We start from the raw sequence: 15,874 nt of genomic DNA, 5'->3' as shown, positions 1-15,874 counted from the left end.
TGGCTAGTTGAACGCCAGCCAGCTGGGCAGCGCGCGCTCGTGCGAATCGCAGAGCACCTGCCGGGTGTCGCACGACCCTCGCGGTGATCCCGCGCCGGCCCACATGCCCCCGGTGTCGCGGCGCAGCACGATCGCCGAGGACCCACCGCCGTCGAGCAGCACGGCGTTATCGCTGCCCAGGCCGCGGAACAGGTCCTGCATGTTGTCGGGGGTGTAGTTGCCGCCCTCGAAGATGTACATCTCGTCCTTCTGCCTGGAGTACGCCAGCGCGGTTCGGGCCGCGCTGGGACCGCCGTCGTGCAGCTGGCCGGTGTTGCCGGGCGCCAGCAGCCCGATGCCCGAGACCGCGACGAACCTCTCGTTCTTGTTGAGCAGGTCGGCGACCACCGGAGTGGCGGCGTCATAGTCGCTCTTTGTCTTGGGCCACACCACATATGGCGCACCGCCGGACGGCAGGATCATGGTCGTCAGCGCGCTCCAGCTTTCTCCGCCGCCGGACAGGCCCTGCTTGCCGGGATAGGCCACGGTGCCGGTGACCGCCTGGTTGGCGCGGCCCTGACCCTGGGTGTTGTCGACGAAGGCGCCCAATGGCGAGCTGCAGCCGGTCTGCCGCCACGAGCCGCCTTTTTGTCCGCGCACGTCGAAGAAGTTGGCGTTGATCGCGATGGTCGGCTGGCCCATGCGCTGCCAGGCCTGAAGCGGTGCGTAGAGCTCCGAGGCCTGCCAGAGGCCCTCGCCCGTGCGGGCCCCGGGGTTGTTCTCGCAGCGGGCCTGATCGCCGCGGTGCGTGTCGACCAGCAGGTGCGGCGACAGGCGTCCCGCCGCGTTCTTGATGATCATCAGGTGGCCGCCGTTGTTCATCTCGTACCAGCTGCCGCCCGCGTTGAGCATCGGTGCCGGATGGCCGGGGCCGAAGTTGTAGACCAGGTAGGAACCGCGGGTGCTACCGATGGCGTTGGCCAACAGGTCGCGGCCGTCGGCGGCCAGGGCGAGCGGTTGTCCGGAGGTGACGGCCAGCGTGACGCAGGCAATGACGGCGGCGCAGCACGCCGCGAGCCGGCGGAAGCTGGCGCGTCGGGTCAGCACGATAGCCCTTTCCGCCCGGAACTGGATGCAACACGAACATCATCAGTCTCACGAGTCACACTGTCAACATCGATAACGATGCGGTGACGGCGGGGCTACACGTGAATTACGGTTGCTCGCTTGGGCTTTCGCTCTCGGATCCGGCAGGCTCGGACTCGGCCGGTTCGGATTCGGCGCTCTCGGATTCGGCCGGCTCGGTCGGTTCCACGTGCTTGCCGCGGCGGGCCTGATGCTGCGCCTGGTGCTCCTGGGCTATCGCCAATTCGACCGCGCCCGGAATGCGGTGAAAGCCCTTGCGGTCGTAGAGGTGCGTGACGATGCCACCGAGCGCCAGCCCGATGACCAGGCCGATCGTCGTCATGGTCAGGGCCTGGCTCAGACCGGCGTCGCCATGGCCACCGAAGTACAGCAGCGACCGGGCGCCGAGAAACACCTGGTGCATCGGCTCGAACTCGGCCAGCCAGCGGAAGAAGGGCGGCGTGGCCTCCAGCGGCACGGTGGCGCCGGCCGACGGCAGCCCGAGGATCACGAAAATAAGCATGCTGACCAGCATTCCGGCGGTGCCCAGCACCGAGAGCAGCGAACTGGATGTGATGCCCACCGCGGCGATCGCGAAGACGCCGAACGCCCACAACTGCCAGCTGTGCTCGATGGGCATGCCCAGCCCGTCGGCGATCGCGAGGTACACCGCCGAGGTCAGCAGCCCCAGCAGCACCATCATGGCCCACTTCAGCAGCAGGGTCTGGAATCTGGAAATCCTGACCTGCTCGGCGAACCGGTAGACCGGGCCGAATTCGGCCGGCACGTAACCGAGCAGCGCGTCCACCAGCGTGCTGACCACGATGCTGCCGGTGAATCCGGCCAGCAGCAGCAAGAGCGCGTAGTAGAAGGCGGACAAGCCGTTGCCGGTGCCGTTGGGCAGCGGGTGGTAGACGTTCGACTGGATGTCGATGGGGGCGCTCAGGCCCACCTGGGCCGCCCCGACCAGTGACGCGCCGCCGGTCTGCGCGGCGACTTCCGCCGTAACCCGTTGGCCCGCAATATTGTTCGCAATTACCATCGCCGAGTTGAGGGTCTGCCCGGCGATGCTCGCGCCGAGTGTGCCTGCCCTCGGATTGGTGGACACGGTGATCGACGGCCGGTCCGCGCGCGTCGGCAGCACCGCGCTGGTGGCGAAGTCCCGCAACTTCGACGAGAAGCTCGGCGGGATCAGCACCTGGCCGTACACCCGGCCGGTGTCCAGCTGGTGTTTGGCCTCGCCGGCGGAGAGCACGCGAACGTCGAACTTGTCTTTGTCCAGCGCGTTGACCAGGCGGTCGACGATCTGAGCGCCTCCGGGACCGGCGTCCTCGTTCACCACCGCGATCGGGAAGTGACGCAGGTTCGTGCTCGGATTCAAAATGCCGCCGAGGTAGAGCGCGCACAGCGCCGACATCAGCGCCACCGTGATCACCAGGGGTGCCGCCCAGAACCGCACGGTGCGGATCGCCTTGATGTTCCGGTTGGGGTTGGGCGCCGCGTGCTGCGGGTGCGAGTGAGGCATGCCGACTCCTGTCTGTCGTGCCCACTCTATGGGCTGCGACCCCGGCCCTCTATGGCCTCAGTCACCCAGCTTCGCGTGCATCTCCCAGATCAGCAGTTCCGACGGCTCGCCCGCCGACACGCGCCGGCCGTCGGCGTCGGTGAATCGGACCGCATCGCCCTGGCCCACCGTGCCGACTCCTTCCACGCCGACCCGGCCCTTGGCGACGAAAAGGTGCAGGTAGGGGGCGCGCGGAAGGCTCACCGCCGCGCCGGCCGCCAACCGCGTCGCGTGCAGCGCGGCGTCGCGGTTGTGCAGGGTGATCGCGGCCTCGTGCGCGTTGATGCCTGAGGCGATCGTCACAAGGCGGTTGGCCAGCAGCCGCTCGTCGATCTCGTGCTGTTGATAGCTCGGCGGGACCCCGGCCTTGTCGGGGGCCACCCACATCTGTACGAAATGGACCGGCTCACTGGGGGAGTCGTTGCGCTCGGAGTGCAGGATCCCGCTGCCGGCCGACATGCGTTGCGCCAGGCCGGGATAGATCACCCCGCGATTTCCCGCGGAGTCGTGATGCGCCAGTTGCCCGCGCAGCACCCAGGTCACGATCTCCATGTCGCGGTGCGGATGGGTGTCGAATCCCGTTCCCGGAGCAACGATGTCGTCATTGTTCACCAGCAGCAGCCCGAAATGTGTGTTGTCCGGGTCGTAGTGATCGCCGAAGGAGAACGAGTGCCGCGACGTCAGCCACGGGGTGCTGGTGACGGCCCGAGCCGCCGCATCCCTGATCTCCGCAGTCCCCGGCATCGCCCCAGCCTAATCGTCCGGCGCCTCAGGGCACCGCCGCGGTGAGCAGCCCTTGGGCGTGCCGAAGCGCCGCGTCGAGTGCGGGCAGGGTCAGCCCGGTGGCACGGCCCAGGTGGATCTCGATCTGGTACTCCGGCTGGCCGCCATGGCCGAATATCGGCAGGACAACGAATTCCGTTGCAGCCAAGTCTATCTCGAGAACATCGGTGACCGACTGCAGCGTCACCATGGTCATCAACGTGGTGAGTTGCCGGGTGACCTGAGCCGTCGGCTCCAGCGAGGCCAGCACGTCGGCCAGCCGGGTGTGCAGCGACCGGTGTGTGTCGTCGAAGCGCCATGCGCCGTACCCGCGGGCGCGAATATCGGCGAGCACCCGCTGGTGTTCGGCGATTTCGGCGCGGGTAAGTCTCGGCGTCACGCGATGCAGCCACGCTTCGACGAAGCCGTCGTCGCGCCACGCCATCGCGACCAGACCGAACGGCGGGTCGATCGGGAAGCGCTGCCCCACGGCGTGTGCGCCGTCGGTGCCATGGCCGACCGTGTCGACGGTGGTCAAATGCCGGGCGCCGATCCGTGACATCGAGCAGCCCGCGCCGAGCGTGTCGTGCAGGAAGCGCAGCGCATCGCGCCCGCGGTCGAGCAGTGGAAACTGCTCGCGCAGGCCGTGCACCAGCGCGAACAACCCGCTGCCCAGCACGTAACGGCGATCGTCGCGGCGCGCTATCCAGGCCCGCCGCTCCAGCTCGGCCAGCACCAGGGCGCAGGTCGAGGTGCTGATCGCGCAGTTCTTGGCCAGCTCGGCAGACATCCGCCCGTCTGGCGAATCCGCGAGGGCGGCAAGGATATCCATCACCCGGGCGGTGGGGGGTGACTTGGCGGCCGACTCGTCGTGGTCCCGCGCCATTGACGTGGCCACCGCTACCTCCCTACGATCCGTCCAAAATACAAGAATGCAAGTCCTAATATTAGGAGATCGTCGTGTTCAAGGTCGGAGTATGGGGCCCGGGTTCGATGGGCGTGATCGCCCTGCGCGGGGTGATCGACCATCCTGAGCTGCAACTGGTCGACGTCGTCGTGCACAGCGACGCGAAAGCCGGTCGCGACGCGGGAGAGCTGTGCGGCATCGCACCCGTCGGCGTGGCGGCTACCCAGGATCCAGCGGCCCTGCTGGCCGGCGACGCCGACGTGGTGGTGTATGCGGCCGGGGCGAACCTGCGGCCGCTGGAGGCCGTCGAGGACATGGTGTCGATCCTTCGGGCCGGCAAGAATGTGGTGTCGTGCTCGGTGGTGCCGCTGGTGTTTCCCGACGCGGTCGACGCGGCGTTCACCGACCCGCTGCGCCAGGCCGCGCTGGACGCCGGGGTGTCGTTCTTCACCACCGGCATCGACTCCGGGTTCGCCAATGACGTTCTGCCACTGTTACTTACCGGCGTCTCTCGGGTGATCGAGTCGGTGCGGGTGACCGAGATGTTCAACTACGCGACCTATCCTGACAAATCCGCCGTCTACGAGATCCTCGGATTCGGCCAGCAGCCCGACTACCCGGCCTTCGCGGCCCAGCCGGGGATCTTCACCTTCGGCTGGGGCCCGGTGCTGCATCAGCTGGCCGCCGGGCTGGGCGTCAAGATCGACGACATCGAGGAGAGCAACGAGCGGATGCCGGCCACCGAGTCCTTCGACACCCCCACCGGTCACATCGCGGCCGGGACCATCGCCGCGATGCGCTCGACGCTCACCGGTTACGTCGACGGGAAGCCGACTTTCGTGCTCGACCACGTCACCCGCATGCGTGATGACATCGCTCCGGACTGGCCGCAGCCGCGGATCTCCATCGCGCCCAAGGACCTCGGCTACGGGCCGGCGTCCGGACAGGGGCTGTACCGGGTGGAGATCGAGGGCTCGCCGAGCATGCGCTGCGAATTCGAGATGGCCGAGGACGCGGACCACGACCTGGGGGCCCGCATCGCCGGCTCGTCGCGGATGGTCAACGCCATCCCCGCGGTGTGCGCGGCCCCGCCCGGACTGCTGTCCGCGCTGGATCTGCCGCTGATCACCGGGACCGGCCTGGTGCGTCCGGTGCCGGGCCCCTCGCCGGACAGCCGGCTGTTCTAAGCGCGATCGCCGGGATACATTGCGGCGGCCAGCTGCAGGATCTCGGCGCGATCGGTGGGCAGGATGAACCCGGCACCGATCGCAGTGTCGAGGGCCGCGGTGAAGCGATCCAGGTATTGGGTGCGGCCCCCTGGGTAGAGCCGCTGAATCGTGTTGGCGTCGAACGGCTCTGCGGACCCGAAGATTGCCGACATGATGCTCTCCTGGCCGCCCACGCCCGACGTCCTGGCGATCGGCACATCCACCCACGGGGTCCTGATGCCACCCCGGGCGATGCCGTTGGCGTCCGGAACGAAATGCGGCCCGGCGTTTTCGCGGACCTCGAGCGGCTCCGCGTCCGGCGCAGGCGCGCCGGTGCCCACCCAGGCGTTAAGCGCCGAGAGCGCCGCCTGCACGACGTAATGGTGCTGCGGGCCGAAATTGATGTGGTGCGCCAGCTGTTGGCCCATCAACACGTTGGTCGGCGCGTACCCGGCCACGATGGCCTCGAGCGGTGCCGAGCCGCTGTCGATGAAGGCCACCTGGATCGTGTAGTTGTCGGCGTGGGCGGCACCGGCGATCTCCCAGACCCGCAGCCGCTCGTTGTCGGGCTGCCTGGCGAAGTAGTAGCCCTCACGCGGACCGCCGATGACATCGGTCTCGGTGATGACCGTCAGCACCGGCGCCCGCAGCTCGGGGCGGAATGTAACCGGTTGCGTCGCAACGGATTCATCGAATATCGAGCTGCCGTCCAGTGGGGCGGCCGGGCCGAACCGCGAGTGCACCAGGAATCCGTGGTAGACGCAGGCCAGCGGGTCGACGGCGTTGATGTAGGTGGTGAGGAACATCGCGGACTGGGACTCGCCCAGCGCGATCACGCGTTGCGCGGGCAGGTCCCGAAGGATGGCGCCGTGTGCGCCGCCCCTGATGAGCCCGCCGATCTGGGTGAAGATGTCGTAGGAGAACGCGTCACCGGGGTGGTGCAGGGCCGCATACCGTTGCGGGTCTTGGGCTTTCAGGGAAAGGTCTGTCGCCATGAGGCTCTCGCCGCCCTCGACTCCCACGCGCTGTGCCGAGACCGCGACGTAGGCGTAGCCGGAGCGCCGGATTTCGCGACCCGCCATCATCCACACCGCAGCGGCGTCGATGCCGCCGCTGACGTTGAGCCACTCGACGAGCACGGTTCCGTTGAAGCGGGCCGGGTCGGACGGCGTCAGCGCCACGACCCGGGTGGTGTAATCGGTCGTGCCCGAGGGTGTTACGTCCCAGCGGCCGTCGGGGCCCGGCTCGCCCACCGGATCGTAGCGAGACGCCGTGGCCGAGACGAGGAACTCCTCGGCGACGTAGCCCACTTCGGCCAGGTCGAAGGCGCTCAGCAGCAGCGCAGGCTTGCCGGGGATGGGTGTCACCTGGATGCCATCGGTCATGCGCAACCATCCTATCCCTGACCCGCGGGCAGCGAACCGGGCAGCCCGAATTTCGCGAACAACGCGTCGTCGAGGAAGGCCACCACGTGGGATACCTTGCCGCCCTGCACATCCAGCACATGCAACTGGAACGGAACGTGGACGTCGCCGACGCGCATGTACATGGCCGCGGCGAGCTGGCCGTTCGCGGTCAGCGGCAACATGCGCATGTCGCCACCGCCCTGCGCCGGGCACTGCTGGTGGATGAGGGTGATGATGTCTCCCACGCCCCGATACCAGCCGGTATACGGCGGCATCTCCCAGATCGCCTCCGCGGTGAACAGCTCGACCAGTCGGTCGATGTCGTAAGTTTCGAAGGCGGCGATATAGCGCGCCAACAGGTCCTGGGCTTCCGCCGAATCCGGTTGCACCAGTGGGTCTTCGGAACTCGGCGCGACCTCTTCGAGCTGCGCCCGGGCGCGCTGCAGCAGGCTGTTGACGGCGGTCGTGGTGGTGCCGACCGCATCGGCCACCTCGGCGGCCTTCCAGCCCAGCACGTCGCGCAGCAGCAACACCGCCCGTTGTCGTGGCGAGAGGTGTTGCAGCGCAGCGACAAACGCCAACCGCACCGACTCGCGCGCCCCGACGACGACAGACGGGTCGGCAGGATGTTCGGTGATCTCGGGCAGTGGCTCCAGCCACGGCACCTCGCGACGCTCCACCAACTCGGCGGTCGGGTCGGAGCTCGGCGCGCCCAGGCCCACCGGCAACGGTCTGCGCCCGCTTCCCTCCAGCGCGGTCAGGCAGGTGTTGGTGGCGATGCGATGCAGCCAGGTCCGGATCGAGGATTTGCCCTCGAATCGCTCGTAGGCCTTCCAGGCCCGCAGCAGGGTCTCCTGCACCAGATCCTCCGCGTCATGCAGTGACCCGGTCATGCGATAGCAGTGGGCCAGCAGTTCGCGCCGATACGGTTCGGCGTGCGCCGAGAAGTGCTCGCCGGCCACCGAATCACCTTCAGCGTTTTGGGCGAGAAGACTCATCCGCAAGAGCCTACGCAGTGTCTGGTCAGACGGCCTGCATCAGCAGCGATTACGCTGCCCGTAATGACTAGGACCTCCAAGTGAACCGGATCGAACGCAGTTTCGACGGGTTCGGCGGTGTGCGCATCGTGTACGACGTCTGGACACCCGACACTGCCCCGCGAGCCGTTCTGGTGCTTTCCCATGGTCTCGGCGAGTACGCCCGCCGCTACGACCACGTCGCCCGGCGCTTCGGCGAGGCCGGCCTGGCGACCTACGCGCTGGACCATCGCGGGCACGGCCGCTCCGGCGGCAAGCGGGTGCTGGTGCGCGACATCCACGAGTACACCCACGACTTCGACACCCTGGTCGGCATCGCCACCCGGGAGCACCACGGCCTCAAGTGCATCGTGCTGGGGCACAGCATGGGCGGCGGAATCGTCTTCGCCTACGGCGTCGAACGCCCGGACAACTACGACCTGATGGTGTTGTCGGGGCCCGCGGTGGCGGCCCAGGATGAGGTCTCGCCCCTGCTGGCGGCGGCCGCCAAGGTGCTCGGGGCGATCGCGCCCGGACTGCCGGTGCAGGAGCTCGACGTCGACGCCATCTCCCGAGACCCCGCCGTGGTGGCCGCCTACAAGAACGATCCGCTGGTGTACCACGGCAAGGTGCCTGCCGGCATCGGTCGCGCGTTGCTGCAGGTCGGGGAGACCATGCCGCAGCGGGCACCGGCGCTGACCGCGCCGCTGCTGGTAGTGCACGGTGAGCAGGACCGGCTGATCTCCGTCGCGGGCAGTCGGCGCCTGGTCGAGTGCGTGGGGTCCAGCGACGTCGAATTGAAGGTTTATCCGGGGCTCTACCACGAGGTTTTCAACGAGCCCGAGCGCGAGCAGGTGCTCGACGACGTGGTCACCTGGATCACCGCCCGGTTGTGAGGTGGGGGTTGTCGGTCGGCTCCCGTAGGTTGGCGCCATGAATCGCGCCGGCGACGATGCAGAGCGAAGCGATGAGAAGTGGCGCCATGAGTCGCGCCGGCGACGATGCAGAGCGAAGCGATGGGGAGGAGTGGCGCCATGAGTGACGACAAGATGCTGGTGCGTATCGCCGCGCTGCTGCGTCAGGCCGAGGGCACCGACAACACCCACGAGGCCGACGCGTTCATGTCCGCCGCGCAGCGGCTCGCGACGGCCGCGTCCATCGACCTTGCGGTGGCGCGCTCCCACTCGGCCCAGCGCTCGGCGGCGCAGACGCCGACGCAGCGCACCATCACGATCGGGGCGGCCGGCACGAAGGGGTTACGCACGTACGTGCAGTTGTTCGTGGTGATCGCCGCGGCCAACGACGTGCGCTGCGACGTGGCCTCGAATTCGACGTTCGTGTACGCGTACGGGTTCGTCGAGGACATCGACGCCACCCACGCCCTGTACGCCAGCCTGGTCGTCCAGATGGTGCGCGCGTCGGACACCTACCTCGCCTCGGGCGCGCACCGTCCTACGCCCACGATCACCGCCCGGCTCAATTTTCAGCTCGCGTTCGGGGCACGCGTCGGCCTGCGGCTGGCCGAGGCCCGCGAGCAGGCCCGCCAGGAAGCCACCCGGGACCGCCACCGGTCGCCGGGTACCGCTATCGCGTTGCGGGACAAGGAGGTCGAGCTGGTGGACTACTACCGCGGCGCGTCCAAGGCGCGCGGCACCTGGCAGGCCAGCCGGGCGTCGGCGGGGTATTCGTCGGCGGCGCGGCGCGCCGGGGATCGGGCCGGCAAGCGGGCACGGCTCGGCAACAGTCCCGAACTTCCCGGGGCGCGCAGCGCGCTGAGCGGGTGAGCGCGGGGAATCCCCCTCGGCGGGATTCTCAACGCTCCAGGGTCTATGCGGCCGAGGAGTTCGTCCGGACGCTGTTCGACCGTGCCGCCCAGCACGGTTCACCGGTGGTGGAGTTCTTCGGCACGCAGCTGACGCTGCCGCCGGAGGGTCGATTCGGCTCGGTGGCCTCCGCACAGCGATACGTGGACGACGTGCTGGCGTTGCCGGCGGTGCGGCAGCGGTGGCCGGACGTGTCGCCGCTGCGGGTGCGGGGACGGCGCGCCGCCGGCGCGGCACATTACGAAAACCAGGACGGGACAGGCGTTATCGCCGTTCCCGATCGCGACACCGCCGACTGGGCGCTGCGCGAGCTGGTGGTGCTGCACGAACTGGCGCATCATTTATGCCAGGCCGACCCGCCGCACGGGCGCGAGTTCGTTGCGACGATCTGTGAGTTGACCGAGCTGGTGATGGGACCGGAATTGGGGCACGTGCTGCGCGTGGTCTACGCGAAAGAGGGTGTGCGGTGAGCGCCCCCTTCGGTGACGATGCGGGCCGCTCTAATGCTGGGGGAGTTGCCGGGCGGTTCGATCCCGACGCGCGGGCTGGCGAGGTCGAAGCCCGCATGACCGACGACGAACGATTCGCACTGCTGGTCTCGGTGATGGGGGCCTGCGACATGTGGCCGGTGCGCGACGAGCGCATCCCCGAGGGCACGCCGATGAGTGCGGGATACGTGCCGGGCGTTCCCCGCCTCGGTGTGCCGGCACTGCTGATGAGCGATGCCGGTTTGGGTGTTACCAATCCCGGTTTCCGTCCGGGCGATACGGCCACCGCGCTGCCCGCCGGTCTGGCGCTGGCGGCCGGCTTCAATCCGGCGCTGGCCCGGTCCGCGGGTGAGGTGATCGGCGTCGAGGCGCGAAGCCGCGGGTTCAACGTGCAGCTCGCCGGCGCGATGAACCTGACCCGCGACCCACGCAACGGCCGCAATTTCGAATACCATTCCGAGGACCCGCTTTTGACCGCAAGCATGGTGGCCGAGCAGGTCGACGCCATCCAGCGTCACGGGGTGGTCTCGACGGTCAAGCACTACTCGCTGAACTGTAACGAGACCAACAGGCACTTCCTGGACGCCGTCATAGATCCCGACGCACACCGCGAATCCGACTTGCTGGCATTCGAATTGGTTATCGAGCGCTCGCAACCCGGCGCCGTGATGGCCGCGTACAACAAAATAAACGGGGAGCACGCCGCGGCGAACACCGTGCTGATCAATGACGTGCTGAAGGGCGCCTGGGGCTACCGCGGTTGGGTCATGTCGGATTGGGGCGGAACGCCGAGCTGGCGGTGCGCCCTAGCCGGCCTCGACCAGGAGTGCGGGGCACAGTTCGACGCGCTGTTGTGGCAGGACGAGTGCTTCGGTGCTCCATTACGTGACGCGTACGCCGGCGGCGGACTCACCAAGGAGCGCCTGTCGGACATGGTTCGCCGGATCCTGCGGTCCGTGTTCGCCGTCGGCGCCGACCGCGTCGACGCGCCACCGGCACCGGACGTGGCCGCGCACAACAAGATTGCGCTGGAGATCGCGCGGCAGGGAGCGGTGCTGCTGACCAACCGGGGGCTGTTGCCGTTGGCGCCCGAGCCGGGCGCTCGCATCGCCGTCATCGGCGGGCACGCGCACGTGGGTGTGCCGGCCGGGTACGGTTCCAGCACCGTGGTTCCGGCCGGTGGATACGCGGGCGTGGTCCCGATCGGCGGCACGGGCCTGGAGGCCGGGCTGCGCAATCTGTACCTGCTGCCCTCGAGTCCGCTCACCGCTTTGCGAAACCTGTTACCGCAGGCCAGGTTCGAGTTCGATCCCGGTATCAGCCCGGCCGAGGCGGCGCGGGCCGCGCGCGGCGCCGACGTCGCGATCGTGTTCGCGGTCCGTGCGGAGGGCGAGGGCTTCGACCTGGCCGACCTCTCGCTGCCCTGGGGTCAGGATGAGCTGATCGCGGCGGTGTCGGCGGCGAATCCGGATACCGTGGTGGTGCTCGAGACCGGCAACCCGGTGGCGATGCCATGGCGCAAATCGGTGAATGCCATTGTGCAGGCGTGGTTTCCGGGCCAGGCCGGTGGACGGGCGATCGCGGAGATCCTCACCGGAACGGTGAATCCGTCGGGCCGGCTGCCGATCACCTTCCCGGCCGATCTGGCCCAGACCCCCCGCCCGCGGCTGCCCGATGTCGACGAACGGTGGGGAACGCCCACCACGATCGACTACTCCGAGGGAGCCGACGTCGGCTACCGCTGGTTCGCCCGACACGGTCACGATCCGATGTTCGCATTCGGCCATGGGTTGTCCTACACCAGGTTTGACTATCGCGACCTGGTGGTCAGCGGCGGCGAAACCCTCAGCGCCAGTTTCGACGTGGTCAATGTAGGCGATCGCGCCGGGGCGGACGTGGCTCAGCTGTATCTGACGGCCGCCGCGGGCGAACGGTGCCTACGGCTGCTGGGATTCGAGCGGGTGGAGCTCGAGCCTGGAGCTACCCACCGCGTGCTCCTCGAGGCGGATGCGCGGCTGCTTGCCCGGTACGACGGTGGCGTTCAAAGCTGGCGAATCCGCCCGGGCGCCTATACGGCGGCGGTGGGCGCCTCAGCAACCGCGATGCGGTTGCACGCCACGGCCGAGCTGACCGGTCGTACGTTCGGGCGTTGAGCCACACGGGCACCCGAACGCACGACCGGCCCCACCCGTTACTTGACGGGGGTCAGCGCGTCGCCGCACGTGCAGCGGTACGGGGCACCGGAACCCGAGCAGTGGCAGGGGACCTCGATGCGGACGCGACAGCCGCAGCCTTCGTGGCCGCAGGTCAGTTCGGTCCCGGCCTCGTAAGTTGCCATGTAACTCACCCTTTTCTCGTTGTGGTGACTCTTGCGGTACGGGTCGACCGCACCCCCACTATATACCCCCCATGGGTATATGCCAACGGTCGCGCCGGCCGAGGCTAGCGATTGCTCGCCGGGCGCCACTCTGGCGTGACACTCGGTGGCGACGGTCACTCTGGCGTGACGCTCGGCGACGGCGCCGACCCGACTACTGTGGGCGCCATGGCCGAAACACCAACCCCCAAAGACATCGACGCATTCTTGGACAGGGTCGTGGGGGGCGCCGATCCGGCATTGAGCGCGGCCGCGGAGGCCAGCAGTGCGGCGGGATTGCCGCCGATTGCGGTCTCGGAGCAGCAAGGGAAATTCTTGAGCCTGCTTGCCGGCGCCATCGGCGCGCGCAGCATCCTCGAACTCGGCACGCTGGGCGGCTTCAGCACCATCTGGCTGGCGCGCGGCGCCGGCCCGCAGGGGCGGGTGGTGACGCTGGAATACGAGCCCAAGCACGCCGAGGTGGCGCGCGCCAACTTGCAGCGGGCCGGCCTTGCCGACCGGGTGGAGGTGATCGTCGGAGCGGCTCTCGACACGCTGCCGACGGTGAACGGTCCCTTTGACCTGATCTTCATCGACGCCGACAAAGAGAACTACCCCGCGTACCTGGAGTGGGCGGTGCGGCTGGCCCGCCCCGGCGCGGTTATCGTGGCGGACAACGTGATTCGGCAGGGGCAGATCCTGGATCCGGAGTCCAACGCTCAAGCGCGGGCGGTGCGCCAGACACTGGAGGCGATGGGCGAACACCCGCGGCTGGACACCGCGGTGATCCAGACCGTGGGCGCCAAGCACTGGGACGGCTTCGCCTTCGCGTTGGTGCGGTAGGCGCCGGGGCCTTATGTGGCCGGCCCGGGCGGCCCTGCCGGACTGACGATTTCGTTGCCGGCCCATGTCGGCGGGCGTAACCTTGACGCCAGATGGATGGGTGCAGTACGGCGCATAGTGCTTGCCGCACAACGAGCTTGCTGCATAACAGAAAGGTCACGAAATGAGTACAGTCCATTCATCAATCGATCACCATCCCGATTTGTTGGCCCTGCGTGCGCGTTACGATCGCGTCGCCGAGTCGACGAGCGCGCATCTCACGTTCGGTCTCGCCCTGCTGACGGGACTGTATGTGGCCGCGTCCCCGTGGATCGTCGGATTCAGCGCCACGGCATCGCTCGCCACGTCCGACCTGATCGTCGGGATCGCGGCGGCGTTCTTGGCTTACGGGTTCGCGACGACGCTGGACCGCGCGCACGGCATGACCTGGACGCTGCCGGTGCTGGGCGTGTGGGTCATCGTCTCGACGTGGGTCCTGCCGGGCGTCGCGATGAGCGCCGGTACGACCTGGTCGAATGTCGTTGCGGGTGCGCTGTTGACGGTATTGGGCCTCAACGCGACCTACTTCGGCATGCGTACCCGCGCCGCGGGCACGCACGCATAATCGCGAATCCGGCTGAACCGCAAAGCGGTCAGCCGCAGACCGCGCCGATCGCGGCGGAGCTGACCAGCTTCACGTACTTGGCCAGCACGCCCGTCTTGTAGCGCGGCTGCGGCGGGGTGAAATCCTTGCGCCGAGAGTCGAATTCGGCCGGATCGGTCAGCACGTCGAGTACCCGGTCGGCCACGTCCAGGCGGATGCGGTCGCCGTCGCGCAGGAGCGCGATGGGCCCGGCGTCTACCGCCTCGGGTGCGATGTGGCCGACGCAGAAGCCGGTGGTCCCGCCGGAGAAGCGGCCGTCGGTCAGCAGCAGCACGTCCTTACCCAGGCCGGCGCCCTTGATGGCGCCGGTGATGGCCAGCATCTCGCGCATGCCCGGGCCGCCTTTGGGGCCCTCGTAACGGATCACCACGGCGTCACCCTTGGTGATGGAGCCGTCCTCCAGGGCGTCCAGCGCGGCCCGCTCGCCGTCGAAAACCCTTGCGGTGCCCTCGAACACGTCGGAGTCGAAACCGGCCGTCTTGACCACCGCCCCCTCGGGGGCCAGCGAGCCGCGCAGGATGGTGATTCCGCCCGTCGGGTGCAGAGGGTTGTCCAGTGCGCGCAGCACCTTGCCGTCGGGATCCGGCGGGGCGATCGAGGCCAGGTTCTCGGCCACCGTCGCTCCGGTGACGGTCAGGCAGTCGCCATGCAGCAGGCCGGCGTCCAACAAGGCCTTCATCACCACCGGCACACCGCCGATGTGGTCGACGTCGGACATCACGTGGCTGCCGAACGGTTTGACGTTGGCCAGGTGCGGCACCTTCGACCCGATCCGGCTGAAGTCGTCGAGGGACAGCGCGACCTCCGCCTCGTGCGCGATGGCCAGCAGGTGGAGCACCGCGTTGGTCGACCCGCCGAACGCCATCACCACCGCGATCGCGTTGTCGAACGCCTCCTTGGTGAGGATGTCGCGGGCGGTGATGCCGCGCCGCAGCAGTTCGACGACGGCCGCGCCGCTGCGCCGCGCGAACCCGTCGCGGCGGCGATCCGTCGCCGGCGGCGCCGCGCTGCCGGGCAACGACATCCCCAGCGCCTCGGCGGCGCTGGCCATCGTGTTGGCGGTGTACATGCCGCCACACGCGCCCTCACCGGGACAGATCGCGCGCTCGATGGCGTCGACGTCCTCGCGGCTCATCAACCCGCGCGAGCAGGCGCCGACGGCCTCGAACGCGTCGATGATGGTGACCTCGCGCTCGCTGCCGTCGGACAGCTTGGCGACCCCGGGCAGGATCGACCCCGCGTAGAGGAACACCGCCGCCAGGTCCAGCCGCGCGGCGGCCATCAGCATCCCGGGCAGCGACTTGTCGCAACCGGCGAGCAGCACCGAGCCGTCGAGGCGTTCGGCCTGCATCACCGTCTCCACGCTGTCGGCGATCACCTCGCGCGACACCAGCGAGAAGTGCATGCCCTCGTGGCCCATCGAGATGCCGTCGGACACCGAGATGGTGCCGAACTCCAAGGGGTATCCGCCGGCCGAGAAGACGCCCTCCTTGACCGCCTTGGCGAGCCGGTCCAGGGACAGGTTGCACGGGGTGATCTCGTTCCACGACGACGCGACGCCGATCTGCGGCTTGGCGAAGTCCTCGTCGCCCATGCCTACCGCCCGCAGCATTCCCCGGGCGGCGGCCTTCTCCAGGCCGTCGGTGACGTCACGACTACGCGGCTTGATGTCGGCGGTTGCCGCCGAATCGGTGGTGGGCATCGTTCAAGTATGCGCTGGCCAGTCGCGATGCCCGCTTCCGGGGTGATACCCC

At 68.6% G+C, this 15,874-nt stretch carries 14 protein-coding genes and 1 pseudogene; 7 read left to right on the top strand and 8 right to left on the bottom strand.

Going from position 1 to position 15,874, the window contains the following annotated elements:
* Nucleotides 1-3 precede the first annotated feature (3 nt).
* The 4 genes from OQ789_RS08270 to OQ789_RS08255 all read right to left on the bottom strand — a co-directional run bounded on the left by OQ789_RS08270 (nucleotide 4) and on the right by OQ789_RS08255 (nucleotide 4,262).
* Nucleotides 4-1,113, bottom strand: a complete 1,110-nt coding sequence (locus OQ789_RS08270) for a phosphodiester glycosidase family protein (protein WP_324685070.1) — start codon at nucleotides 1,111-1,113, stop codon at nucleotides 4-6.
* A gap of 79 nt (nucleotides 1,114-1,192) precedes the next feature.
* Nucleotides 1,193-2,629 (bottom strand): YhgE/Pip domain-containing protein, encoded by a 1,437-nt coding sequence (locus OQ789_RS08265; RefSeq protein WP_324684859.1) that lies wholly within the window; start codon nucleotides 2,627-2,629, stop codon nucleotides 1,193-1,195.
* Nucleotides 2,630-2,686: 57 nt separating this feature from the next.
* On the bottom strand, nucleotides 2,687-3,412 hold the full coding sequence (locus tag OQ789_RS08260) for a pirin family protein (protein ID WP_324684858.1): 726 nt from the start codon (nucleotides 3,410-3,412) through the stop codon (nucleotides 2,687-2,689).
* A 25-nt stretch (nucleotides 3,413-3,437) separates the two neighbouring features.
* Nucleotides 3,438-4,262 carry a MarR family transcriptional regulator gene (locus OQ789_RS08255; protein WP_324685068.1) on the bottom strand — a complete coding sequence of 275 codons (825 nt, stop codon included), beginning with the start codon at nucleotides 4,260-4,262 and terminating at the stop codon, nucleotides 3,438-3,440.
* Nucleotides 4,263-4,390: 128 nt separating this feature from the next.
* On the opposite strand from OQ789_RS08255, the gene OQ789_RS08250 reads away from it, so the two are divergent.
* The gene (locus tag OQ789_RS08250) at nucleotides 4,391-5,524 is read left to right on the top strand and encodes a dihydrodipicolinate reductase (protein ID WP_324684857.1); all 1,134 of its coding nucleotides are present in this window, start codon (nucleotides 4,391-4,393) and stop codon (nucleotides 5,522-5,524) included.
* Here the strand turns inward: OQ789_RS08250 and OQ789_RS08245 are convergent.
* Both OQ789_RS08245 and OQ789_RS08240 read right to left on the bottom strand, forming a co-directional pair.
* Nucleotides 5,521-6,930, bottom strand: a complete 1,410-nt coding sequence (locus tag OQ789_RS08245; protein WP_324684856.1) for an alpha/beta hydrolase domain-containing protein — start codon at nucleotides 6,928-6,930, stop codon at nucleotides 5,521-5,523. The two genes, OQ789_RS08250 and OQ789_RS08245, sit on opposite strands and share 4 nt — an antisense overlap.
* Before the next feature lie 11 nt (nucleotides 6,931-6,941).
* Nucleotides 6,942-8,076: pseudogene (locus tag OQ789_RS08240) on the bottom strand (sigma-70 family RNA polymerase sigma factor).
* Here OQ789_RS08240 and OQ789_RS08235 point away from each other — a divergent pair.
* The 4 genes from OQ789_RS08235 to OQ789_RS08220 all read left to right on the top strand — a co-directional run bounded on the left by OQ789_RS08235 (nucleotide 8,039) and on the right by OQ789_RS08220 (nucleotide 12,431).
* A complete protein-coding gene (locus OQ789_RS08235; RefSeq protein WP_324685067.1) occupies nucleotides 8,039-8,863 on the top strand; it encodes a lysophospholipase in 825 nt (274 codons plus the stop codon). The pseudogene OQ789_RS08240 and the gene OQ789_RS08235 overlap by 38 nt on opposite strands.
* Before the next feature lie 138 nt (nucleotides 8,864-9,001).
* Entirely contained in the window at nucleotides 9,002-9,751 is a 750-nt protein-coding gene (locus OQ789_RS08230) for a DUF2786 domain-containing protein (RefSeq protein WP_324684855.1), read from the top strand.
* Nucleotides 9,748-10,260 carry a TIGR04338 family metallohydrolase gene (locus OQ789_RS08225; RefSeq protein WP_324684854.1) on the top strand — a complete coding sequence of 171 codons (513 nt, stop codon included), beginning with the start codon at nucleotides 9,748-9,750 and terminating at the stop codon, nucleotides 10,258-10,260. The genes OQ789_RS08230 and OQ789_RS08225 overlap by 4 nt, the downstream gene beginning before the upstream one ends.
* 95 nt (nucleotides 10,261-10,355) lie before the next feature.
* Nucleotides 10,356-12,431: a beta-glucosidase gene (locus tag OQ789_RS08220; RefSeq protein ID WP_324685066.1), complete on the top strand. Its 2,076-nt coding sequence runs from the start codon at nucleotides 10,356-10,358 to the stop codon at nucleotides 12,429-12,431.
* A gap of 38 nt (nucleotides 12,432-12,469) precedes the next feature.
* On the opposite strand, the gene OQ789_RS08215 is transcribed toward OQ789_RS08220, so the two are convergent.
* Nucleotides 12,470-12,616, bottom strand: a complete 147-nt coding sequence (locus OQ789_RS08215) for a metallothionein (protein WP_324684853.1) — start codon at nucleotides 12,614-12,616, stop codon at nucleotides 12,470-12,472.
* Between the two features lie 207 nt (nucleotides 12,617-12,823).
* Between OQ789_RS08215 and OQ789_RS08210 the strand changes: the two genes are divergently transcribed.
* A complete protein-coding gene (locus tag OQ789_RS08210) occupies nucleotides 12,824-13,477 on the top strand; it encodes an O-methyltransferase (RefSeq protein ID WP_324684852.1) in 654 nt (217 codons plus the stop codon).
* A 163-nt stretch (nucleotides 13,478-13,640) separates the two neighbouring features.
* On the top strand, nucleotides 13,641-14,081 hold the full coding sequence (locus tag OQ789_RS08205; RefSeq protein ID WP_324684851.1) for an SPW repeat protein: 441 nt from the start codon (nucleotides 13,641-13,643) through the stop codon (nucleotides 14,079-14,081).
* Between the two features lie 28 nt (nucleotides 14,082-14,109).
* On the opposite strand, the gene ilvD is transcribed toward OQ789_RS08205, so the two are convergent.
* Nucleotides 14,110-15,822: a dihydroxy-acid dehydratase gene (gene ilvD, locus OQ789_RS08200; protein ID WP_324684850.1), complete on the bottom strand. Its 1,713-nt coding sequence runs from the start codon at nucleotides 15,820-15,822 to the stop codon at nucleotides 14,110-14,112.
* Nucleotides 15,823-15,874 lie beyond the last annotated feature (52 nt).

The sequence above is a fragment of the Mycobacterium sp. 94-17 genome (genome assembly GCF_035617725.1).
GTDB lineage: Bacteria > Actinomycetota > Actinomycetes > Mycobacteriales > Mycobacteriaceae > Mycobacterium.
This window is presented reverse-complemented; position numbering and strand designations above follow the sequence as displayed.